Here is a 21,619-nt window from a genome sequence, read left to right as displayed (position 1 = left end):
GTGACGCAGGCCGCCCTGGCCGCACCGGTCGCCGTCGCCTAGGCTCGTGCCCGGACTTCGAAGGCGAAGGGCTGCTCGCCGCACCCGAGGACCCCCCGAAGCGCGCGGGCCGCCCGGCGAGGCAGGTAACGAACATGGCGCTGGCCCAGCACCCCCTTGACCACCGCTACCACGGCGAACACCCGGTACGCACCGTCGCCTACCTGCTGCGCGAGGACCGCTGGCGGCTGCTGCTCGGCGTGCTGGCGTTCGCCGTCAAGCACAGCCCGACCTGGCTGCTGCCCCTGGTCACCGCCAATGTGATCGACGTCGTGGTGCGCCACGAACCCGTCGAGCGGCTGTGGTGGAACGCGGGCCTGATGCTCGCCTGCCTGAGCCTCAACTACCCGTTCCACGTGCTGTTCGTCCGCAACCACAGCGGCTCCGTCCGCCGCATGGGCACCCGGCTGCGTTCGGCCCTGTGCCGCCGCATGCAGGAGCTGTCCATCGGCTACCACTCCCGCTCCAGCGCGGCCGTGCTGCAGTCGAAGGTGATCCGCGACGTCGAGGCGATCGAGCAGATGGTGCAGCAGGCCGGCGACGTCGGCGTGGGCGCGCTGATGATGCTGCTCGGCGGCACCGTCGTCATCGCGCTGCGCGCCCCGCTGTTCCTGCCGGTCTTCCTGGTGCTGGTGCCCTGCGCGGCGTTCCTGGTGATGAAGCTGCGCAACCGGATGCGCACCGACAACGAGTCGTTCCGGCGCGAGGTCGAGCGGCTGTCGTCGCGGGTCGCCGAGATGACCACGCTGATCCCGATCACCCGCGCGCACGGCCTGGAGCGCGACGCGCTGCGCCGGGTCGACGGCTCGCTGGACCGCGTACTGCGCGCGGGTCTGCGCCTGGACCTGCTCAACGGCCGCTTCGGCGCGCTGGCCTGGACCCAGATGCAGGTGCTGAGCGTGGCCTGCCTGGCCGGCTCGGCGCTGGTCGCGTACTACGGCTGGGCCCCGATCACCGAGGGCGACGTGGTGATGCTCAGCGCGTACTTCTCCACGCTGACCGGCTCGGTGATGACGCTGATGAGCCTCGGCCCGATCTTCGTCAAGGGGCTGGAGTCGGTGCGCTCGGCGGGCGAGCTGCTGCAGGCCCCCGACCTGGAGGTCAACGCGGGCAAGCTGCGGGTCGACGAGGTGCGCGGCGCGGTGCGCTTCGAGGGCGTGGGTTTCGCGTACGACGGGGCAGCCGGCAGCGCCGTCCGCGACTTCGACCTCGATGTCGCGGCGGGCGAGCGCATCGCGCTGGTCGGCCCGTCGGGCGCGGGCAAGTCCACCATCCTGAACCTGGTCATCGGCTTCCTCCGGCCGACCTCCGGCCGCCTCCTGCTCGACGGCCGCGACATGGAGACCCTGGACCTGCGCACCTACCGGCGCTTCGTCTCGGTGGTGCCGCAGGAGCCGATCCTGTTCGAGGGCAGCATCTTCGACAACGTCACGTACGGCATGGCCGACGTGCCCCTGGAGCGGGTGCGCCAGGCGCTGGCCGACGCGAACGCGCTGGACTTCGTCGACCAGCTCACCGACGGGCTGGACACGGTGGTCGGTGAGCGCGGCGCGCGCCTGTCCGGCGGCCAGCGCCAGCGCCTGGCCATCGCGCGCGCCCTGATCCGCGACCCGCGGGTGCTGATCCTCGACGAGGCGACCTCCGCCCTGGACACCCACTCCGAGGCGCTGATCCAGCAGGCGATGGAGCGGCTGGTGGCGGGCCGCACCGTCTTCGTCGTGGCGCACCGCCTGTCCACCATCCGCAACGCCGACCGCATCATCGTCATGCGCGACGGCCGCGTCGAGGAGATCGGCCCGCACGACGAGCTGCTCTCCCGCCGCGGCTCGTACGCCCGCCTCCAGTCCACCCAGCTCGCCTGAAAAGCGGAGGAAGGGCACCTTCTACAACGCTCCGCGTTGTAGAAGGTGCCCTTCCCATCATGCTGCGCGGGTCGGCGCTGGTGGCAGGGCTCAGCCGGCGGCGAGGGTGTGGAAGGCGCCTGCGGCAACCTGGCGTACGCCGGTCAGGTCCACCACGTCCACCGGCAGGTTGCTCTGCGGCAGGTTGGTGCCGAGGCCGAGCTGGCCGCGGTTGTTGTCGCCCCAGGACTTCACCGTGCCCTTCTTCACCAGGGCCAGGTCGTGGCTCTCCCCGGCGGCGATGCCGCGCACCCCGGACAGCCCGGCCACGGCGACGGGCAGGTTGCTCTCGGCGACGTTGCTGCCGTTGCCCAGTTCGCCGGAGCCGTTCGAGCCCCACGTGCGCACCGTGCCGTCGGACAGCAGCGCCATGCTGTGTGCGCCGCCCGCGGCGACCGCGGTGACCTTGGCCAGCCGGGACACCGCGACAGGAGTGCGGCTGATACCGCCGGTCACGCCGTTGCCGAGCTGCCCGGAGCCGTTCGCGCCCCAGGCGACCACGCTGCCGTCGCCGAGCAGGGCCAGGGTGTGGTCCGCGCCCGCCGCGACGGCCTTGACCCCGGTCAGCGGCTTGGCCGCCGCCCGCAGCACCTGGACGGGGACGCTGCTGAACCCCGTGGCCACGCCGTCGCCGAGCTGGCCGCGGGTGTTGTCGCCCCAGGTCCAGACGGTGCCGTCGGCGCGTAGCGCGACACTGTGGAACGAGCCCGCGGCGACGGCCTTCACGTCGCTGAGGCCGACCACGGTGCCGGGCGTGAACCGGATGTCCTGGGTGCCGTCGCCCACCTGGCCCCGGTTGTTCTGCCCCCAGCCGCGCACGGTGCCGTTGATGAGCAGGGCGAGGCTGTGCTGGAATCCGGCGGCCACGGCCTTCATGCCCGCGTTGCCGGCGACCGCGATCGGGGTGACCCGGTCGTCGTCGGTGGCGTCGCCGAGCTGCCCGACGCCGTTGGCACCCCAGGCGTCGGCGTACGGCGTCTCGACCACGGCCTCGACCAGGTGCCGGGCGGGTTCGGGACCGGCCCAGGCCGATCCCACAGCGGGTAGCGTGAGCAGCGCGCCGAGTGCGGCGGCGCCGAGTCGGCGCCGAGTGAGGTGTCGGTCGGTCATGTGTTCCCCCGTGTCTGCGGACTGTCGGACCTGGATGGTCAGGCGTGGCGAAACCACTGGTCCTGGCCGTGCACGGTGTACCAGGTCGGAGAGGTCGTCCCGGAGCGGACACGCGGTGCCCCGCGAGGTTCTGCGTTCGGCGGACGATGCGTGCGCGCAGGAGCGCAGGCCCGCCGTCGCTGGACCCGGTCAGGCGGGCGTTTCGGCCGTGCGCCGTTCAGCCGGGGCTAGCAGGAACAGGGCTACCGGCACGCACAGGCCCGCGACCAGAGTGAACAGGCTCGCCGTGAGGTCGAGCCCGGCGAGCGTGCCGTGATGGAAGGTGTGGTAACCGAGGTGCAGGGCGTTGAACGACATCGAGCCGGTCAGTGCCAGCCGGGCCGTCGTGCGGCGGTAGCGCACCGCGGGCACTGCCAGCAGGACGGCCAGGGTCAGGAAGGTCGCGCCGAGGTCCGCGGTGAGGTGCTCGTTGAACGGCGGGTACGCGGCCGTCCAGTGGTGTCCGAACCCGGGGAACGTGGCGAAGAAGTGGCGCGGGGCGGCATACGCCCACAGCCCCCACCACAGGTGCACCACCGCCATGCCGGCCAGCCCGAGCCGGACGATCACCCGCCGCATGCTTGGCCGCCGATCCCACGACTGGCTCGCTGCCGCTCGCTCATGCCCGCAGTGTGCCCTACACCTCCAGTTGCTGTACGGCCGCCTCGATGGCGCGGTGGAAGGTCGGGTACGCGTAGATCATGTGCTGCAGGACGTGCACCGGGACCTGGGCGTGCACGGCGACGGCCAGCGCGCTGAGCACCTCGCCGCCGGTCGGCCCGGCCGAGGTCGCGCCGACCAGCACGTCCCGGTCGCGGTCGGCGACGAGCTTGATGAACCCGTCGTTGCCGGCCTTGTGGATCCAGCCGCGGGTGGACTCGGGCAGTTTCGTGTACGCGGTCTGCACGTGGATGCCCTGGTGGCGGGCCGCCTCCTCGGTCAGCCCGACCGAGCCGATCTCGGGGTCGGTGAAGGTGACCCGGGGGTGCGCCCGGTAGTCGGCGGGCGGCCCCTCCTGGCCGAGGATGTCGCGGATCGCGATGGCCGCCTGGTACATCGCCATGTGCGTGAACGCGCCGTGGCCGGTGCAGTCGCCGACGGCCCACAGCCCGTCGGCGGCCCGCATGTGCCCGTCCACGGCGATCTCCTTCGCGGCCGGGTCCAGGCCGACCGTGTCCAGGCCGAGCTTGTGCAGGTCGGCGGTGCGCCCGGTGGCGACGAGCAGCTTCTCCGAGGCGAACTCCCGGCCGTCGGCCAGGTGCACGGTGTTGCCGTCGACTCGTATCGCCCGGCAGCCGGTGTGTACGGCGACGCCGTCGCGCTGGAGCACCTCGGTGATCAGCTCCGACGACTCGGGCTCCTCGTACGCCATCAGCCGGTCCATGGCCTCGATGACGGTGACCCGGACCCCGAAGCGCTGGAACATCTGGGCCAGTTCGAGGCCGATCGCGCCGCCGCCGAGCACGGTCAGCGACGTCGGCAGCTCCTCGACCTCGATGGCCTCCTTGTTGGTCCAGAACGAGGTCTCGGCCAGCCCCGGGATCGGCGGGATCGCGGCCTTGGTGCCGGTGCCGACGACGACGCCCTTGCGCGCGGTGTAGACCTGCCCGTCGACCTCGACCCGCTTCGGCCCGGCCAACCTGCCGGTGCCGCGCAGGAAGCGGCCGCCGCGCCCGGTGAACCGGTCGACGGCGACCTTGTCGTCCCAGAAGTCGGTGGCCTCCTCCCGGATGCGCTTGGCGACCGGGGCCCAGTCGGGGAAGACCTCCGCGGAGCCCGCCATGCCGTTGATCCGGCGGCCCTCCGCGAGCAGGCCGGAAGCCCGGATCATCATCTTGCTGGGGATGCAGCCCCAGTACGGGCACTCGCCGCCGACGAGCCGGTTCTCGATGCCGAGCACGCTCAGCCCGGCCATGGCCAGCTTGCCGCCGACCTCCTCGCCGCCGACGCCCATGCCGAGGACGATGACGTCCACTTCTTCAGCCATGAGTCCTGTATATCCGAATCCTGTCAGGCTGATGCGCGTACCACGAGTTCGGTCGGCAGGACCACGGCCGGCGGGACCTCCTCGCCCGCGATGACCCGCAGCAGCTGGCGGGCCAGCTCCCGGCCCAGTTCCAGGATCGGCTGGCGGACCGTGGTCAGCGGCGGGTCGGTGTACCGGGAGATGTCGAAGTCGTCGAAGCCGACCACGGCGACGTCCTCGGGGATGCGCCGGCCCAGCTCGCGCAGCGTGGTGATGGCCCCGTGCGCCATCAGGTCGGAGGCCACGAAGACCGCGTCGAGCTGCGGGTCGTCCTCCAGCAGCTGGCGCATCGCGGTCGCGCCGGACTCGCGGGTGAAGTCGCCGACGGCCACGATCGAGCGCCGGTCGGAGCCGCGCAACTCGGCCCGGTAGCCGGCGAGCCGGTCGATGCCGGCGACCATGTCCTGCGGCCCGGCGATGGTGGCGATGCGGGACCGGCCCGAGTCGAGCAGGTGGCGCACGGCTGCCCGTACGCCGCCGATGTGGTCCACGTCGACGTACGGGACCGCCGAGCGGCCCAGGGGGCGGCCGCTGACGACGACCGGCATGCCGAGCCGGTGCAGCTGTCCGGGCAGCGGGTCCACGCCGTGAGTAGAGGCGAACAGCACTCCGTCCACGTGTCGCGCGGTGGTGTAGCGCTCGACCCGCTCGTATCCGCCGACGGTGTTGGTCATCATCAGCACGAGCTGCTTGTCGGCCGCGTCGAGCTCCTGGCTGACGCCGTGGATGATGCTCGGGAAGAACGGGTCGTCGGAGAAGACGCGGCTGGCGCTCTCCGGCAGGACCAGGGCGATCGAGTCGGTGCGCTGGGTGACCAAACTCCGGGCGGCCGCGTTGGGGATGTAACCCAGCTCCTCGACGGCCCGCCGCACCGCGCTGCGGATCGGTTCGGCGACCTTGGGCGAGCCGTTGACCACCCGCGACACGGTCGCCCGGGACACCCCGGCCAGACGCGCCACGGCCTCCAACGTAGGCCGCTCATGTGCCTGGCTCATGCGTGCTCCCTGTTCCTGTGCGACCCGCCCCGGGCGGGTCCGACGAAGGTGACCTTACCTCCTCCCCGTTACGGCACGAAGCCGCACGTGAGAGCGCTTTCAGGGAGAGAGCGATTGCACAGCTCGGTAACGAGAAGGTAATCAACCCTTGACAGGGCCTAAGTCCGACTCCATTCTCTGCTGTGAGAGCGCTCTCTCAACCCGGCCGCGAATTGCCCTGATGAGCGGCCGGGTTCCTACTGACACCCCCAAAGGAGGGTCGTCATGCGTGCCTCCCTGCGCCGCCTGCTGGTCCCGATCATGGTGACCGGACTGCTGGCGACCGCCGCGTGCGGTTCCGACGAGCAGCCCAGCGGCAACGAGAAGATCACTTTGAACGTCGCACTCTTCGGCGACTTCGGCTTCAAGCCGCTGTACGAGGAGTACTCCAAGGCACACCCGAACATCACGATCAAGGAGCGGATCTCCGACTACGCCGCGCACCACCAGAGCCTGATCTCGCACCTGGCCACCGGCAGCGGCGCGGCCGACATCGAGGCCGTCGAGATCGGCTACCTGTCCAGCTTCACCGCCACCCCGAACCGCTTCCACAACCTGCTCGACCTGGGCGCGGGATCGCTGGAGAGCCAGTGGCTGCCGTGGAAGTGGCAGCAGGGCCTGTCGACCGACAAGAAGACGCTGATCGGCCTCGGCACCGACGTGGGCGGCATGGCCATGTGCTACCGCACCGACCTGTTCAAGGCGGCGGGCCTGCCGACCGAGCGTGAGGCCGTGTCCAAGCTGTGGCCGACCTGGGAGGAGTACGTCGCCACCGGCAAGAAGTACAAGGCCGCCGCGCCGAAGTCGTACTTCATGGAGGCCTCGGGCAACATGTTCCGGGCCATGGTCGAGCAGGCCCCGACCGGCGTGTACGACGACGCCGACAAGCTCATCGTGGACAGCAACTCCTCCGTCAAGAAGGCCTGGGACCTGACCGTGGACGCGATCGCCTCGGACCAGTCCGCGAAGCTCGCGGCCTGGACGCCGGAGTGGAGCGCGGCGTTCGGCAAGGGGACCTTCGCCACCATCGTGTGCCCGGCGTGGATGACGGCGTACATCGAGACCAACGCCAAGGACGCGGCCGGCAAGTGGGACATCGCGGCGGTCCCGGGCGGGGCGGGCAGCATGGGCGGCTCGCACCTGGCGCTGCCCAAGCAGGGCAAGAACGCGCAGGCGGCGTACGACCTGATCAAGTGGCTGACGGCGCCCGAGCAGCAGAAGAAGATCTTCAAGGCGACCGGCAACTTCCCGTCGACCCCGTCGCTGTACACCGACCCGGACCTGACCGGGTTCAGCAAGCCCTTCTTCAACAACGCGCCGCTCGGCAAGATCTTCACGGCCTCGGCGCAGGCGGTGCAGCCGCAGCACCAGGGCCCGAAGCAGGGCGACGTGTTCAACACGATCGGCGCCGGGCTGGGCCGCATCGAGCAGGGCAAGCAGTCCGCCGACGACGCCTGGAAGCAGGTCCTGTCCGACGTGGCCAAGCTGGGCTGACGCGTTTCCACCGATTTCCGGGGGCCGGGCGGCGCACACCGATGCCCGCCCGGTCACCGGGCCCTTTCAGGGAAGGGGAGCGCTCCGTGCGCACCTGGCTCTACAAGGCGGACACGCAGCTGTCCCCGTACGTCTACATCTCGCCGTTCTTCATCCTCTTCGCGGTCTTCGGCCTGTTCCCGCTCGGCTACACCGCCTGGGTGTCGCTGCACGACTGGAGCCTGCTGTCCGACGAGCACTCGTTCGTGGGCCTGGGCAACTACTCGGAACTGCTGGCCGACCCGTACTTCTGGAACGCCCTGCGCAACACCCTGTCCATCCTGGCCCTGTCCACCATCCCGCAGCTGATCCTCGCGCTGATCCTGGCGCACCTGGTGAACCGGCCGCTGCGGGCCAAGACGCTGTGGCGGCTGGGCATGCTGCTGCCGAACGTCACCAGCGTGGTCGCGGTCGTGGTCATCTTCAGCCAGCTGTTCGGCCGCGACTTCGGCCTGATCAACTGGCTGCTGGAGAGCTTCGGCCTCGGGCGCATCGACTGGCAGGCGGGTGTCGCCTCCTCGCACGTGGCCATCGCCGCGATGATCACGTGGCGGTGGACCGGCTACAACGCGCTGATCTTCCTGGCCGCGATGCAGGCCGTGCCCAAGGAGCTGTACGAGTCGGCCACGCTCGACGGGGCCACCGCCGGCCAGCAGCTCCGGAAGATCACCATCCCGTCGATCCGGCCCACCATCATCTTCGTGGTCATCGTGTCGACCATCTACGGCCTGCAGGTCTTCGCCGAGCCGCAGCTGTTCGCCGGGGGCGGGCCCAACGGCATCATCGGCGGCCCCGACCGGCAGTTCCAGACCCTGACCCTCTACATGTACGAGCACGGCTTCAACCGCGGCTTCGAGTTCGGCTACGCCTCGGCCACCGCCTGGGTGATGTTCGGGCTGATCGTGCTCGCCGCCGCCGTCAACTACCTGATCACGCGCCGGATCCGGAGCTCCCGATGACACGCAGACTCGTCTACCTGACGCTGACCGGGGTCCTGATGCTGACCGCGTTCCCGCTGTACTTCAGCGTCGTCGTGGCCAGCCAGGACAACTCGGCGCTGTCGCAGGTGCCGCCGCCGGTGCTGCCGGGCGCGAACCTGGTCGAGAACATCAAGCGGGTCTTCGAGACCGTGCCGTTCGACCAGGCGCTGCTCAACTCGGTCATCGTGTCGGGCGTCAACACCGCGTCGGTGGTGCTGTTCTCGACGCTGGCCGGGTTCGCGTTCGCGAAGCTGAAGTTCAAGGGGCGCACCGCGCTGCTGCTCACCGTGGTCGGCACCATGATGGTGCCGATGCAGCTGGGCATCATCCCGCTGTTCATGCTGGTCACCAAGCTGGAGTGGCACGACACGCTGCTCGCGGTGACGGTGCCCGCCCTGGTCAACGCGTTCGGCGTGTTCTTCATGACGCAGTACCTGTCCGAGGCGCTGCCGACCGAGCTGCTGGAGGCCGGGCGCATCGACGGCGCGGCCACGCACCGGCTGTTCTGGCACGTGGTGCTGCCCGTCGCCCGGCCCGCCGCGGCCGTGCTCGGCATGCTGACCTTCCTCAACGTCTGGAACGACTACCTCTGGCCGCTGGTCGTGCTGGCCTCGCCGGAGAACCAGACGGTCCAGGTCGCGCTGTCCCAGCTGCGGGCCGGCTACGTGCAGGACTACTCGCTGGCGTTGACCGGCACGATGCTGGCCACGCTGCCGCTGCTGCTCGTGTTCGGCCTGCTCGGCAAGCAGCTGATCGGCGGCATCATGCAGGGCGCGGTGAAGGGATGAGCACAGTGCAGGTGCAGGCATCGGCGGCGGCGCTCCGGTTTCCGGAGGGCTTCCGGTGGGGGGCCGCGACGGCGGCGTACCAGATCGAAGGGGCCGCGGCCGAGGACGGGCGCGGACCGTCCATCTGGGACAGCTTCGCCCGCCGGGACGGCCGGGTGTTCGCCGGGCACACCGGGGACGTCGCGTGCGACCACTACCGGCGCTACCGCGAGGACGTCGCGCTGATGGCCGAGCTGGGCATCGGCACGTACCGGTTCTCGATCGCGTGGCCGCGGGTCAAGCCGGACGGGACCGGGCCGGTCAACGTGCGCGGGCTGGACTTCTACGACCGGCTGGTGGACGAGCTGCTGGCGCACGGGATCGAGCCGATGGTGACGCTCTACCACTGGGACCTGCCGCTGGCGCTGCAGTCCCACGGGCGGGGCGGCTGGGGGGACCGGGACACCGCGGCGTACTTCGCCGAGTACGCCGCGGTGACCGCGTCCCGGCTCGCGGACCGGGTCGGCACCTGGACCACGCTGAACGAGCCGTGGGTCTCGGCGTTCCTCGGTTACGCCAGCGGCGACCACGCGCCGGGGCACACCGACAACCGGCAGGCCTTCCGGGCCGCGCACCACCTGCTGCTCGGGCACGGGCTGGCCGGGCAGGCGCTGCGCGCGGCGGGCGTACGCGAGCTGTCGCTCACCGTGAACCTGGCCCGGGTCAGCCCCGACGACCCGGGCGACCCGCACGACGTGGCGGCGGCCTGGCGCGTCGACGGGGTGCTCAACCGGATCTTCCTGGACCCGGTGCTGCGCGGCCGGTACCCGCTGGACATGCTGGGGCTGTTCGAGCGGTTCGGCGCGGCGGACGCGATCGCCGACGGGGACCTCGCCGTCATCGGCGCGCCGATCGACCTGCTGGGCATCAACTACTACCAGCCTGCCCTGGTACGGGCCCAGGTCGGCGCGGCGGCGCACCCGATGTACCCGGGCAGTGAGGGGGTGGCGTTCCTGCCGCAGCCCGGCCCGGTCACCGACATGGGCTGGACGGTCGACCCGAGCGGCCTGTCCGACCTGCTGCTGCGGTTGTCCAAGGAGTATCCGGGCACGCCGCTGATGGTGACCGAGAACGGCGCGGCGTACGCCGACGCGCGGGCCGGGGACCGGGTGGCCGACCCGGAGCGCATCGCGTACCTCGACGGCCACCTGCGAGCCGTGCACACGGCCCTGTCCGGCGGCGCGGACGTGCGCGGCTACCTGGCGTGGTCGCTGCTGGACAACTTCGAGTGGGCCTTCGGCTACGACAAGCGCTTCGGCCTCGTCTACGTCGACTACGAGACCCAGCGGCGCTACCCGAAGGACTCGGCGCTCTGGTACCGCGACGTGACCCGGGCCAACACACTCTGACGAGCGGCGGCGATCCCGCACGGGGAGCGGACGACGACGTGTCGGCCGGCCCGCGCGGGATCGCCGCGTTCGGCCGTCAGTAGACGGAGACGTTGTACTTGCCCAGCGCCTCCATCACCGGCTGGAAGTAGGTGATGCCGCCGGTCCGGCAGTTGCCCGAGCCGCCGGAGGTGAGGCCGAGCGCCGTGTTGCCGGAGTAGAGCGGGCCGCCGCTGTCGCCGCCCTCGGCGCAGATGTCGGTGCGGATCATGCCTTTGACGGTGCCCTCGGCATAGTGCACGGTCGCGTTCAGGCCGGTCACCGTGCCCGAGCGGGTGCCAGTGGTGCTGCCGCGGCGGGTCGCCGACTGGCCGACCACCGGGTTGGCGGCGGAGCTGAAGCCACCGGTCTTGGTGATGGACGTGTTGGTGTACCGCACGATGCCGTAGTCGTTGCCGGGGAAGCTGGTGCCGGTGCGGTCGCCGAGCTTGGTGGTGTGGGTCGAGTTGGAGAACCACTCGGTGGCCAGGTCGGTGCAGTGTCCGGCGGTCAGGAAGTAGTACGTGCTGCCGTTGCGCACGTTGAAGCCGAGCGAGCAGCGGTACCCGCCGCCGTAGATCGCGTCGCCCGCCCCGATGGTCGGGGTGAGCCGCCCGGCGACCGCCTGCAGCCGGGCCGCGCCGCCGGAACGGGCGACCGCCTGCGCGAGGCCGGTGTAGCGCACGCCGGTGACGGTGCTGTCGACGTCCACGACGATCTGGTTGGTCACCGGATCGACGGACCAGGCGGTGCCGACCAGGCCGCGGTCCAGCGCCGCCATGAGCCGGTCGAGCTGCCGGGTACTGCGGGTGACGAGGCGCGCCTGCGCGCCTGTGGCGCGTACCGCGTCGGCGGCCGCGGCGTCGGTGACGTTGACGATGGTGCGCCCGGCGGCGTCGACGTAGCTGCCGGCGCTGCGGTCGTCGCCCAGCGAGGCGGCGAGAGCAAGCCCGTCCACGTGGGACGGTGCCGCCTGAGCGGGTGCGGTGATCCCGACGAGGCCGGCTGCCACGGTGGCGGCGGTCGCGATCGCCAGGGCGATTCTGGTGGCCTTCACATGTCCTCCCCTGATGAGCTCCGCCCGGTGGGACGGATCACGCATCGATTGATGGACATGGTTCCAAGCCGATGGGGTGCGCCTCAACGGACCTTCGGGGGGTACGCCGTCACGCCGCCCGCGACACGGTCGGTGTCACGAGCGGCGGATACGGGGTCACTGCGCTGAGCCGTCGCCGCAGGTGAGCGCTCGGGCTGCGGCAAGGAGGCGCCCTTCCGCCACCTATGGCGATGTGAAGGTGCCCTTCCTTTGCCCTTAGGCGTCGAAGATGAGGCAGGTGGAGGTGGCGTGGGCGAGGAGGCGGCCTCGGTCGTCGGTGAGCTGGGACTGGGCCAGGGCGGTGCGGCGGCCGCGGGAGATGACGGTGCCCTCGCAGCGGAGCAGGCCGGAGTCGACGCTGACGGGGCGCAGGAACTTGGTGGTCAGGTCCAGGGAGGTGTAGCCGACGCCGGCGGGCAGCGTGCTGTGCACGGCGCAGGCGGCGGCGGTGTCGAGCAGGGTGGCCAGGATGCCGCCGTGCACGCCGCCGAGCGGGTTGTAGTGGAACTCCTGGGCGCGCATGGTGACCACGACGCGGCCCTCCTCGGCCTCCAGGCCCTCCATGCCGAGCAGGTGCATCACCGGCGGCGCGGGAAGCTCGCCGCGCGACATCGCCTGCAGCAGTTCCAGGCCGCTGGAACGGCCCAGCTCGGCGGCGTTGCGGCGCGGGTCGGACCAGGAGAAGGTGCGCGTGCGCTCCGGGGTCGCCAGGGTCGCGGTCGGCTGGGTCTGGGTCTGGGTCATGGACTCAGCCTGGCAGGCGGTTGCTGAGTCTGTCAACGAGACTTAGCCTGGTGGGGTGAGACCTACCGCACTCGACTGGTCGGCCGAGAACTGCACCGTCGCTCGGGCCATGGCCGTGCTCGGCGAGCGGTGGACGCTGGTGGTGCTGCGGGAGGTCTTCAACGGCATCCGCCGGTTCGAGGACATGCGCGAGCACAGCGGCATGCCCCGGCAGGTGCTGACCAACCGGCTCAACATGCTGGTCGAGCAGGGTGTGCTGCGCCGAGTGCCATACCGGGAGCCCGGCGAGCGCGAGCGCCACGAGTACCGGCTGACGGAGAAGGGCTTCGACCTGTATCCGGTGCTGGTCGCCGTACGGGAGTGGGGCGACCGGTATCTCGCCGATCCGGCGGGACCGCCGGTGGACATGGTGCACCGGGACTGCGGGTCGGCCGTGCACGTGTCGCTGGCCTGCGCCGACGGGCACGAGGTGGGCTCGCCCCGGGAGGTGGTGACCCGGCCGGGGGCGGGGGCGATCCGGCGGGGGCGTACGCCCACCGCCGCGGAAGCGGCCTGACCCTGCCCGGCGGCGGACCGCGGCGACCTGGAAACGGGCTGGCCCCGCGCCGCGTCGGCTGGCAGCATGGCGCGGCGTGGAACGAGTGCTGATCCTGCCGCCGCGAGTGACGGAGACCGGGCTGGCCTTCGCCGACGCCGCGCGCCGGCGCGGCCTGGACGACGCCCCGGTGCTGGTCAGTGACGTGGTGCGGTTCGAGGTCGAGTTTCGGCTGTTCGTGGCGGCGGGCCGGGTGCTCGCGGCGAGCAGGTACGCCGTGGACGGGGAACTGGATCTCGCCGCGTCCGTGGCGGACCCGCGGTGCGCGGAGGCGGCGGCCTTCGCGTCGACGCTGTTCGCCGCGGGGATGCCCGAGTTGCCGAGTGCGGTGGTGGTCGACGTCGGGCTGCTCGCCGGCGCGGGGGCCGGGGGTCCGGAATGGGCGGTGATCGAGGCGAACGCGGCCTGGGCGAGCGGGCACTACGCGGCCGACCCGGACGGGGCGCTCGACGTGGTGCTCGCGGCGAGCCGCCCGGTGGCCGGGATCGCGCCGGAGGACCGGCGGTTCCTGCGCCACCTGCCGGCGGTGTCGCGCTGATTCGCGCCGGTCGTCCGGCACCGCGCCGCGCCGGGCCTGGTCGGCGGTGCGGTGCCCGGTCAGGCGCGGGTGCTGCCACCGCAGGGGGTGACGGTGATGGAGGTGAAGCCCTGCTGGGCGGTGGCGCCCTGGATGGTCACGGTGACGAAGATGTTGGTCGCCGCGCCGGTGAAGTGCTTGTTCTCCAGCTTGGGCAGGGTCGCGGTGTACCGGGCCATGGTGGCGTCGCGGGTCAGCGTGACCTCGCCGGTGTAGTTGCCGCCGGTCATGGCGTACCGCGCCTTGGCGGTCACCGGTGTGCCGCCATCGGCGATCTCGGCGGTCACCGCGACGGTCTGGGGCAGGGCACCGCCGCAGGTCGGGTTGCCGACGGCGGCCACATTGGACTCGACGCGGCTGATGGTGGCGCCGGCGGACGCCGTGGCGGCGGCCGGGCTCCCGGTGGGCCGCGCGGCGGCTGGTGAGGTGGCGACATCGGGTGCGGCCTGGTCGCGGGTCCACGAGTCGCCGACCCCGATGCAGCCCTGCAGACTGAACATGGTCACCACCGCGAGCACCGCCGTCACCGGCGCACGGAATCTGATCACCGTCTGAGCTTAGCCAGGCTAACGGCGTTCGTGGGATCACCACCGCATCCGATCCCACCCCCGGGCTACGTGTCCGGACCCTCGCTAGGTGATCATGAGGTTATGGCGGCGACACGCCGTCGAACACGGCCACAAGTTCATGATCAACGCGACGGGGTGGGGTGGGGGTGGTGGGTCAGCCAGCGGGTGTACGTGGGGGACTGGTGGATGGCGTCGGTGTAGGACTCTTCGGCGTAGTGGATGAGGCGGGGGGCCACGCGGGCGGCGGGGGAGTCGGGGTGCCAGCCGAGGAGGTGGCGCCAGCGTAGGGGGGTGCCGGCCAGGGGGACGGCGCGTACGCCGGCGATCTCGCGGAAGGTGGGCTGGCACAGGGCCACGACGCTGCCGCCGCGGACCAGGTCGGAGCAGCCGCCGAGATCGCTCTCGTGGATCGGGCTGGGGGTGAAGCCGGCGCGGGCGCAGGCGGCGGCGAAGCAGTCGGCGAAGCAGCCGTCGCCGGGGGTGGCCGCCCAGCGGGAGCCGGCCAGGTCGGCGAGTTCGATCTCGTCGGCGTCGGCGTACGGGTGGGAGGCGGGCAGCAGCACGAAGACCGGTGCGACGGCCACGGTGTGCCAGACCAGGCGGCCGTCGTCGGGCGGGGTGGTCTCGCCGCAGGCCCCGATGAACGCGAAGTCGAGCCGGGCGTCGGCGAGCATCGCCGCCAGCTCCGCCGACGACCACGACGGGTACGTGCTCAGCAGCGCGCTGGGCTGCGCGGCGGCCAGCCGGTGCACCACGCCGCCGATGAGCGGGCCGTTCACCGCGCCGAAGCGGTAGCCGGGCAGCCCGTCGCCGCCGGAGTCGCGGGCCAGCCCGGCGAATCGGGTCGCCTCGTCCTGCAAGCCCTGCACCGCGGGCAGCAGCACCCGGGCGCGGGCCAGCACCAGCTCGCCGAGCGGGGTGGGGCGGGCGCCGCGGCGGTCGCGTTCGAACAGCCGGCCGCCGAAGGCCTGCTCGATGCGCTGCAACTGGGTGGTGAGGGCGGGCGCGGCCAGGCCGAGGACCGCCGCCGCCTTGGTCACGCTGCCGGCGTCGGCTATCGCGCAGACCACCCGCAGGTGCCGCAGCTCCAACCTCACCCGCTGATGTTATGGCCGTACCGGCAGCCCGGGAAGGTGTGGGCCGCGATCACCCGATCGGCCGATATGGACGGAGATCGAATTTCGTCGGTAGGGTCGATCCGCACGACGGCCCGGCCGGGCCTGGTCCAGGAGGTGGCGATGCAGCGCAGAGCGGCGCTGATCGGGCTGCTCGGCGCCGAACTGGTGTCGACCGTCGGCTCGCGTATGTCGTTTCTGGCCATTCCCTGGCTGGTCCTGGTGACGACCGACGACCCGACGAAGGTCGGCGTGGTGGCGTTCGCGGAGGCGCTGCCGTACATCCTGGCCGGGATCTTCGGCACGCCGCTGGCGGACCGGTTCGGGGTGCGCGAGGTGTCCATCGGCACCGACCTGGGCAGCGCGCTGGTCGTCGGCGCGATAGCCGCGTTCGGCGGCGGTGACTTCACCGTGCTGGTGGCGCTCGTCGCGACGCTGGGCGCGCTGCGTGGGGTGGGCGACAAGTCCAAGCGGGTGCTGCTGCCGCCGGTGGTGGAGGCGTCGGGCACGCCGATGGCGCGGGTCACCGCGGTGTTCTCCGCGCTCAACCGGATGGCGATGGTGATCGGCGCGGCGGTGGCCGGGGTGCTGATCGCCTGGCTCGGCCCGGTCGGCGCGATCTGGGCCGACGCGGCGACCTTCGCGGCCTGCGCGGGTGTGGTGGTGGCGCTGGTGCGCATCACCCGCGAGCAGAACCACCCGGCCCGCGGCGCGCAGGAGTCCTACTGGCAGGGGCTGCGCACCGGGTTCGGCTTCGTGCGGCGGGAGCGGCTGCTGCGCAGCCTGGTCGGCATGATGTTCGTGACGAACCTGTTCAACCAGGCCAGCGCGGTCGTGTTCATTCCGATGTGGGTACGCGAGCACCTCGGCTCGCCGGTGGCGCTGGGCTGGATCGGCGGGGCCTTCGCGTTCGGCGCGATCGCGGGCGGGGCGGCGTTCGCGGCGCTGGTGACGCGGCTGCCCAGGTACGCGACCCTCGTCATCGGATACTTCATCGGCGGTGCGCCGCGCTTCCTGGTGCTGGCGCTCAGCGACGACCTGCGGGTGGCGCTGGCCGTGTCGTTCGTGTCCGGGGTGGCCATGTCCTCGGTGAACCCGACGTACGGGCTGCTGATGTTCGAGCGGGTGCCGCGGGCGATGCAGACCCGGGTGTTCGGGCTGACCGGCGCGATCACGTTCGGTGGCATCCCGCTGGGCGGCATGGTCGGGGCGTGGGCGGTGGAGACGCTCGGCCTGTCCGGCGGGCTGTGGCTGGCGGGCGCGGCGTACTTCACGGCCACGCTGACTCCGGTGTTCGGGTGGCGGCTGTGGCGGCAGATCGACGACATCAAACCGGGCAGGGCCGCCCCCGACCTGCCGCTGTGGCAGGAGTACCTGTCCGAGCTGGGCCGCCGGATGGGCCTGGTGGACACCGGGCCCGCCGTGCCGGTGTCGGTGACGCTGGCGTACGCCGGGGGCGGCTGGACCGTCACCGCACGCCGGGGCAGGCGGCGGCTGGCACGGCCGTACGCCGTCACGTCCACCGCGGCGCTCCAGCACGTCGCCGCGCTGGAGCTGCCCGAGGTGTACGAGACGGTGGAAGAGGTGCACCTGGCCCGCCGCCGGGACGCCGAGCGGCGGGCGGCGATGGTGCGGGCGAACCTGCGCGAGCTCGAGTCGACGCTGACCGAGCTGCGGGCCGCGTCGGCTCAGTGGCCGTCCGGCCAGCCGGGGGAGCGGCCAAGGTAGGCGACGAGCCGGTCGCCGGGTGAGGCGTCCGCGGCCGGTTCGACCATGACACCGAAGGCCTTGCTGGGGCGGTCGGTGGGCCAGCGCAGCGCGATCTTCATGGCCGACGCGCTCAGGTCAGGGTCGAGCGTGGCGTCCGCGCCGGTCGACTTGGCCACGTCCCAGGCGTGCACCAGGAAGTCGACGAAGTGCATGCCGAGCACCGTCTGCGCGGTGAAGGTCCCGTAGCCGTACACCTCGATCTTGCGGTCCAGCAGCGTTTTCGTGCTGAACGCCTTGGTGACCAGGGTGACGGAGTCGGCGAACGCCCGGCGCGGGTCGGCGGGCGGGGTCAGGTCGTCCCAGACGGCCGGATCGGTGGGCTTGCCGGCCGCCGCGGCGGCGAAGCCGCGGTTGTGGCCGATCATGTGCCCGATCAGCTGGCCGAGGGTCCAGTCGCCGCACGGCGAGGGCCGGGCGAGATCGGCGCGCTTGACTCGGTTCACGGCCGCAGCGGCCGCGGCGAGCGCACGCCGGTCGAGGTCACGAAGGTCCATATCTCGCACCATAGTGGCGCAGCTCGGTGCGCTCCACCGCTGACACCGCCAGGCGGTAAAGCTGTCCGGACCGTCCAATCAGCTGAGTCGGCAGATATTGACTCGTGCAAACATTTCTTCGTAATTTGGGTGCCGCACACCCCCCACGACGGTGCGTGGCTCGCTGCCCCGCCCAAGGAGGTTCTCCCCTGTGAAGCACCCCTCGACGCGGCGGGCGCTGCTCGCCGCGGCCCTGCTGGCCACGACCCTCGGCGTCCTGGCCGGGCCCGGTGGCGGGGCCACCGCGGGCGCAAAGGACGAGTGGGTCGGCTCCTGGTCGGCCGCGCCCACCGGGGCGGGCGCGGGCCTGTCCGGCACCGGCTTCGCCGACCAGACCATCCGCATGATCGTGCACACCTCGGTGGGCGGCAGCGCGGCCCGGATCCGGCTGTCCAACACCTTCGGCGCCGGCGCGGTGACCATCGGGCACGCCACCGTGGCCCGGCCCGACGCGGCCACCCCGGCGCTCACCGACGTGCTGCCCGCCAGCGTCGCCGAGCTGACCTTCAACGGCGCGCCCGGCATCACCATCCCCAAGGGCGGCCAGGTCGTCAGCGACCCGCTGCCGGTGCCGGTGCCCGAGCTGTCCGACCTGGTGGTCAGCATCTACCTGCCCGTCGCCACCGGCCCGGCGACCTGGCACTGGACCTCGCGGCAGGCGACGTACTACGGCAGCGGCGACACGGTCGCCGAGCCCACCGGCGCGACCCTGACCGGCACCCGCAACTCGTGGTTCTTCCTCACCGGCGTCGACGTGCTCAGCCGCAGGTCGCCGGGCTCGGTGGTGGTGCTCGGCGACTCGATCACCGACGGCAGCCAGTCCACGATCAACGGCAACGCCCGCTGGACCGACCGGCTGGCCGCGCGCCTGCTGGCCGGGCACGCCCCGCACACCGAGGTCGGCGTGCTCAACCAGGGCCTGGCCGGCAACGCGGTGAGCCACGACGGCACCGAGATCGGGTACGCCGAACTGGGCGTCAACGGCCTGGCCCGGCTGCAGCGCGACGTGCTCAGCCAGACCGGCGTGCAGACGGTCGTGCTCGCACTGGGCATCAACGACCTGCAGATCTACGCCGACCCGGCCGACAAGGTCATCGGCGGGCTGCGGCAGCTCGCCGCCCAGGCCCGGCTGGCCGGGGTGGACGTGGTGATCTCCACGATCACGCCGTTCGAGGGCTTCTCGTCCTGGACGCCGGAGAAGGAGCAGAGCCGCCTGGCGATCAACGAGTACCTCCGCACCCACCGGGCGGAGTTCACCGGCGTGGTCGACTTCGACCAGCTGCTGCGCGACCCGGCCGCGCCGTCGAAGCTGCGGGCGGAGTGGGACAGCGGCGACCACATCCACCCCAACGACGCCGGATACCAGGCCATGGCCGACTTCGTGCCGCTGTGGCTGCTGTCGTGAGCCGCCGCGTTCGCGGGTAGGAACATCGACAACTGTTGACATGACGGGATCGGCGCGTGAGGCTGTGCGTGCCGATCCCGCATATCGGACACCACCGGGGTCGAGAGGAAGAGGCATGGCCGTCCACGACGATCGTCCGCTGCTGCTGATGGTCCGCACCGGCAAGCGCGAGTTCCGCGAGTACCTGCTCCGCTCGCTGGCCCCGGCCTACCGGGTGCACGTGTTCACCGGGGTCGCGCCGACCTGGGAGCTGGACTACGTCGACGGCGCCACCGAGCTGGGCAGCCTGCTGGACGTGACGGCGATGGCCGAGGCCGCCCAGCGGCTGCCCGACGGCCCGGTCGCGGGAGTGTTCACCTGGGACGAGGCCCGCACGCTGCAGACCGCCGAGCTGGCGGTGGCGCTGGGACTGCCCGGCGACCCGGCCGTGACGGCCCGCTGCCGTGACAAGCTGCTGACCCGCCGCGCCCTGGCCGCCGCCGGGGTCGCCCAGCCCGCGTCGGTGCCGGTGGGTTCGCTGTCGCAGGCCTTCGCCGAGGCCGCCCGGATCGGCTACCCGGTCATCCTCAAGCCCAGCGACCTCGCGCTCAGCGTCGGCGTGATCAAGGTGACGGGGCCCGAGGAGCTGGCCGCGGCGTACGAGTTCACCAGTGCCGTGCGGCACGGCGCGCTACCGGACTGGCGACCCCAGGTCCTGCTGGAGGAGTACGTCGACGGCGAGGAGATCAGCGTCGACGCGGCGGTGCACGACGGTGCGGTGACGCCGCTGTGCCTGGCCCGCAAGGAGATCGGGCACCCGCCGTACTGCATCGAGATCGGACACTACGTGCACGGCGACGACCCGCTGCTGCACGATCCGCAGCTGCTGCGGCTGCTGCAGGACGCGCACACGGCGCTCGGGTTCCGCGACGGGGTCACCCACACCGAGATCAAGCTGTCCTCGCGCGGACCGCGCATCATCGAGGTGAACGGGCGGCTCGGCGGCGACATGATCCCGTACCTGGGCCTGCGCGCCACCGGCGTCGACGTGGCGCTGGCCGCGGCCGCGGTCGCCTGCGGGCTGCCCCCGGCCGCCGCGCCCGACCGCAAGCTGGTGGCGGCGGTGCGCTTCTTCTACCCGGCACAGCCCGGCACCGTCATCGAGACGCTGGCCTTCGACCGGGCCGGGCTGCCGAGCGCCGTGGACGAGCTGGCGCTGCTGGCCGAACCCGGCGACCGGCGCTCACCGCCGCCGCAGGGCACGGTCAACGGCCGGGTCGCGTACGGCACCGCCGTCGCCGCCACCGCGGCCGAGTGCGAGCAGGCGCTCGACGCCGCGGGCGCGGCGCTGCGGGTCAACGGCGAGCCGCCGGCCGAGCACGGCTGACGCGCCGGGTCACCACTCGTAGCCGAGGCGCTCCACGAGGTCGCCGTAGCGGGCCCGGAACGCGGCGAGGTGCTCGGCGGCGAGATGGTTGCGCCAGTCGCCCGCGACCCCGCGCCGGTAGTGGCTGTGCACGTCCTCCTGCCCTGGCTCGCGTCCCTTGGCCAGGCGGCTGAACGAGAACCGGGCGCAGGCGTCGGCCACGTACGCGCCGGGCAGGCGGCGCAGGGGCAGCCGGGGCAGCACGTGGCGCGGGTACGCCAGCGCCTTCGGGATGCCCCGGCGGGCGGCGACGTTCCAGCGGACCGCGGCCATCCGGGCCTGCTCCGGGCCGGAGCCCTCCGGGGTGAGCAGGTCCAGGTGGTGCAGGATCTGGGTCCAGGACTTCACCGGGTCGGTGATGGCGTCCTCCATGCGCACCTCCAGCACCCCCGGGCGGGCGTAGTCCCACTGCGCCATCGGGTCCAGGAACATGCCGCTGAACTCCACCTCGGCCAGCAGCCCTCCGGACTCGTCGAGGGTGCGCAGGTTGCGCCGGTGCGTCACCAGCTCGGGCCAGGGCACCCCGCCGACCACCTCGGGGTGGCTGTTGAGGTGGCTGAAGTAGCCGGAAACCACGATGTCGCGCGGGTCGCGGATGAGGTGGAACGCCCGCGTCTCGGGCAGCGTGTCGACCCATTCCGGCTTCGCGTTCGTCATGATCAGGAGATCGGGGCGGGTGGCCCGCACGTAGTCGCCGAGGCTGTCGTAGGGCGCCCACTGGTCCGGCACGTGGATCGTGTCGACCTTGAGGTTCAGCGCGAAGGCCGCCTCGTGCAGGATGGATCTGGCCCAGGTCGACGCAGATTTGTGGCGCGCGAAATACGCACGAAGCACCGGTTCACTCCCTGACGAAAGTCCTGATGGGACGCATTGTCGACGCGGCGCGATAGCTGCGTTGACAATAAATACATCTATGCAGGAAGTGTTAACAGTGTCAAGAACGTGAATATGGCG

At 71.9% G+C, this 21,619-nt stretch carries 20 protein-coding genes; 10 read left to right on the top strand and 10 right to left on the bottom strand.

Features of this window, described 5'->3' with window-relative positions:
* Positions 1–134: 134 nt before the first annotated feature.
* The gene (locus ACFQO7_RS15690) at positions 135–1,901 is read left to right on the top strand and encodes an ABC transporter ATP-binding protein (protein WP_376807015.1); all 1,767 of its coding nucleotides are present in this window, start codon (positions 135–137) and stop codon (positions 1,899–1,901) included.
* Positions 1,902–1,991: 90 nt separating this feature from the next.
* Here ACFQO7_RS15690 and ACFQO7_RS15685 read toward each other — a convergent pair whose 3' ends face one another.
* The 4 genes from ACFQO7_RS15685 to ACFQO7_RS15670 all read right to left on the bottom strand — a co-directional run bounded on the left by ACFQO7_RS15685 (position 1,992) and on the right by ACFQO7_RS15670 (position 6,110).
* A complete protein-coding gene (locus ACFQO7_RS15685; protein WP_376807014.1) occupies positions 1,992–3,050 on the bottom strand; it encodes an RCC1 domain-containing protein in 1,059 nt (352 codons plus the stop codon).
* A 189-nt stretch (positions 3,051–3,239) separates the two neighbouring features.
* A complete protein-coding gene (locus ACFQO7_RS15680; RefSeq protein WP_376807013.1) occupies positions 3,240–3,659 on the bottom strand; it encodes a hypothetical protein in 420 nt (139 codons plus the stop codon).
* Positions 3,660–3,726: 67 nt separating this feature from the next.
* Positions 3,727–5,076 (bottom strand): dihydrolipoyl dehydrogenase family protein, encoded by a 1,350-nt coding sequence (locus ACFQO7_RS15675; RefSeq protein ID WP_376807012.1) that lies wholly within the window; start codon positions 5,074–5,076, stop codon positions 3,727–3,729.
* A gap of 23 nt (positions 5,077–5,099) precedes the next feature.
* The gene (locus ACFQO7_RS15670; protein ID WP_360528363.1) at positions 5,100–6,110 is read right to left on the bottom strand and encodes a LacI family DNA-binding transcriptional regulator; all 1,011 of its coding nucleotides are present in this window, start codon (positions 6,108–6,110) and stop codon (positions 5,100–5,102) included.
* 264 nt (positions 6,111–6,374) lie between these two features.
* Between ACFQO7_RS15670 and ACFQO7_RS15665 the strand changes: the two genes are divergently transcribed.
* The 4 genes from ACFQO7_RS15665 to ACFQO7_RS15650 are packed head-to-tail and all read left to right on the top strand — an operon-like array spanning position 6,375 to position 10,838.
* Positions 6,375–7,643 carry an ABC transporter substrate-binding protein gene (locus ACFQO7_RS15665; RefSeq protein WP_376807011.1) on the top strand — a complete coding sequence of 423 codons (1,269 nt, stop codon included), beginning with the start codon at positions 6,375–6,377 and terminating at the stop codon, positions 7,641–7,643.
* Between the two features lie 41 nt (positions 7,644–7,684).
* Positions 7,685–8,641: a carbohydrate ABC transporter permease gene (locus ACFQO7_RS15660; protein ID WP_376807010.1), complete on the top strand. Its 957-nt coding sequence runs from the start codon at positions 7,685–7,687 to the stop codon at positions 8,639–8,641.
* The gene (locus ACFQO7_RS15655) at positions 8,638–9,450 is read left to right on the top strand and encodes a carbohydrate ABC transporter permease (protein ID WP_376807009.1); all 813 of its coding nucleotides are present in this window, start codon (positions 8,638–8,640) and stop codon (positions 9,448–9,450) included. Before ACFQO7_RS15660 ends, ACFQO7_RS15655 begins: the two co-directional genes overlap by 4 nt.
* Complete coding sequence (locus tag ACFQO7_RS15650; protein WP_376807008.1) at positions 9,447–10,838, top strand: GH1 family beta-glucosidase; 1,392 nt, start codon at positions 9,447–9,449, stop codon at positions 10,836–10,838. Before ACFQO7_RS15655 ends, ACFQO7_RS15650 begins: the two co-directional genes overlap by 4 nt.
* Before the next feature lie 76 nt (positions 10,839–10,914).
* Here ACFQO7_RS15650 and ACFQO7_RS15645 read toward each other — a convergent pair whose 3' ends face one another.
* Together ACFQO7_RS15645 and ACFQO7_RS15640 are read right to left on the bottom strand one after the other, a co-directional pair.
* Positions 10,915–11,913, bottom strand: coding sequence for a S1 family peptidase (locus tag ACFQO7_RS15645; RefSeq protein ID WP_376807007.1), 999 nt, complete (start codon positions 11,911–11,913; stop codon positions 10,915–10,917).
* A 255-nt stretch (positions 11,914–12,168) separates the two neighbouring features.
* Positions 12,169–12,696, bottom strand: a complete 528-nt coding sequence (locus ACFQO7_RS15640; protein WP_376807006.1) for a PaaI family thioesterase — start codon at positions 12,694–12,696, stop codon at positions 12,169–12,171.
* A 55-nt stretch (positions 12,697–12,751) separates the two neighbouring features.
* Here ACFQO7_RS15640 and ACFQO7_RS15635 point away from each other — a divergent pair, with 55 nt between their 5' ends.
* Positions 12,752–13,252 (top strand): winged helix-turn-helix transcriptional regulator, encoded by a 501-nt coding sequence (locus tag ACFQO7_RS15635; protein WP_376807005.1) that lies wholly within the window; start codon positions 12,752–12,754, stop codon positions 13,250–13,252.
* 76 nt (positions 13,253–13,328) lie between these two features.
* Entirely contained in the window at positions 13,329–13,829 is a 501-nt protein-coding gene (locus ACFQO7_RS15630) for an ATP-grasp domain-containing protein (RefSeq protein ID WP_376807004.1), read from the top strand.
* A gap of 59 nt (positions 13,830–13,888) precedes the next feature.
* On the opposite strand, the gene ACFQO7_RS15625 is transcribed toward ACFQO7_RS15630, so the two are convergent.
* Together ACFQO7_RS15625 and ACFQO7_RS15620 are read right to left on the bottom strand one after the other, a co-directional pair.
* A complete protein-coding gene (locus tag ACFQO7_RS15625; protein ID WP_376807003.1) occupies positions 13,889–14,416 on the bottom strand; it encodes a hypothetical protein in 528 nt (175 codons plus the stop codon).
* Between the two features lie 143 nt (positions 14,417–14,559).
* Positions 14,560–15,534: a LysR family transcriptional regulator gene (locus tag ACFQO7_RS15620; RefSeq protein ID WP_376807002.1), complete on the bottom strand. Its 975-nt coding sequence runs from the start codon at positions 15,532–15,534 to the stop codon at positions 14,560–14,562.
* A gap of 141 nt (positions 15,535–15,675) precedes the next feature.
* On the opposite strand from ACFQO7_RS15620, the gene ACFQO7_RS15615 reads away from it, so the two are divergent.
* Positions 15,676–17,280, top strand: coding sequence for an MFS transporter (locus ACFQO7_RS15615; protein WP_376807001.1), 1,605 nt, complete (start codon positions 15,676–15,678; stop codon positions 17,278–17,280).
* On the opposite strand, the gene ACFQO7_RS15610 is transcribed toward ACFQO7_RS15615, so the two are convergent.
* A complete protein-coding gene (locus ACFQO7_RS15610) occupies positions 17,241–17,816 on the bottom strand; it encodes a TIGR03086 family metal-binding protein (protein ID WP_376807000.1) in 576 nt (191 codons plus the stop codon). The genes ACFQO7_RS15615 and ACFQO7_RS15610 overlap by 40 nt on opposite strands.
* Positions 17,817–18,006: 190 nt before the next feature.
* Here ACFQO7_RS15610 and ACFQO7_RS15605 point away from each other — a divergent pair, with 190 nt between their 5' ends.
* Both ACFQO7_RS15605 and ACFQO7_RS15600 read left to right on the top strand, forming a co-directional pair.
* Entirely contained in the window at positions 18,007–19,260 is a 1,254-nt protein-coding gene (locus ACFQO7_RS15605; RefSeq protein ID WP_376806999.1) for an SGNH/GDSL hydrolase family protein, read from the top strand.
* A 115-nt stretch (positions 19,261–19,375) separates the two neighbouring features.
* The gene (locus ACFQO7_RS15600; protein ID WP_376806998.1) at positions 19,376–20,626 is read left to right on the top strand and encodes an ATP-grasp domain-containing protein; all 1,251 of its coding nucleotides are present in this window, start codon (positions 19,376–19,378) and stop codon (positions 20,624–20,626) included.
* A gap of 9 nt (positions 20,627–20,635) precedes the next feature.
* Here the strand turns inward: ACFQO7_RS15600 and ACFQO7_RS15595 are convergent, their stop codons facing one another.
* Positions 20,636–21,499 carry a sulfotransferase family protein gene (locus ACFQO7_RS15595; protein ID WP_376806997.1) on the bottom strand — a complete coding sequence of 288 codons (864 nt, stop codon included), beginning with the start codon at positions 21,497–21,499 and terminating at the stop codon, positions 20,636–20,638.
* Between the last annotated feature and the right edge of the window lie 120 nt (positions 21,500–21,619).

It is taken from the genome of Catellatospora aurea (genome assembly GCF_042663325.1).
Taxonomy (GTDB): domain Bacteria; phylum Actinomycetota; class Actinomycetes; order Mycobacteriales; family Micromonosporaceae; genus Catellatospora; species Catellatospora aurea.
Note: the sequence above shows the minus strand (reverse complement) of the source record. Positions and strands in the feature narration are given on the sequence as shown.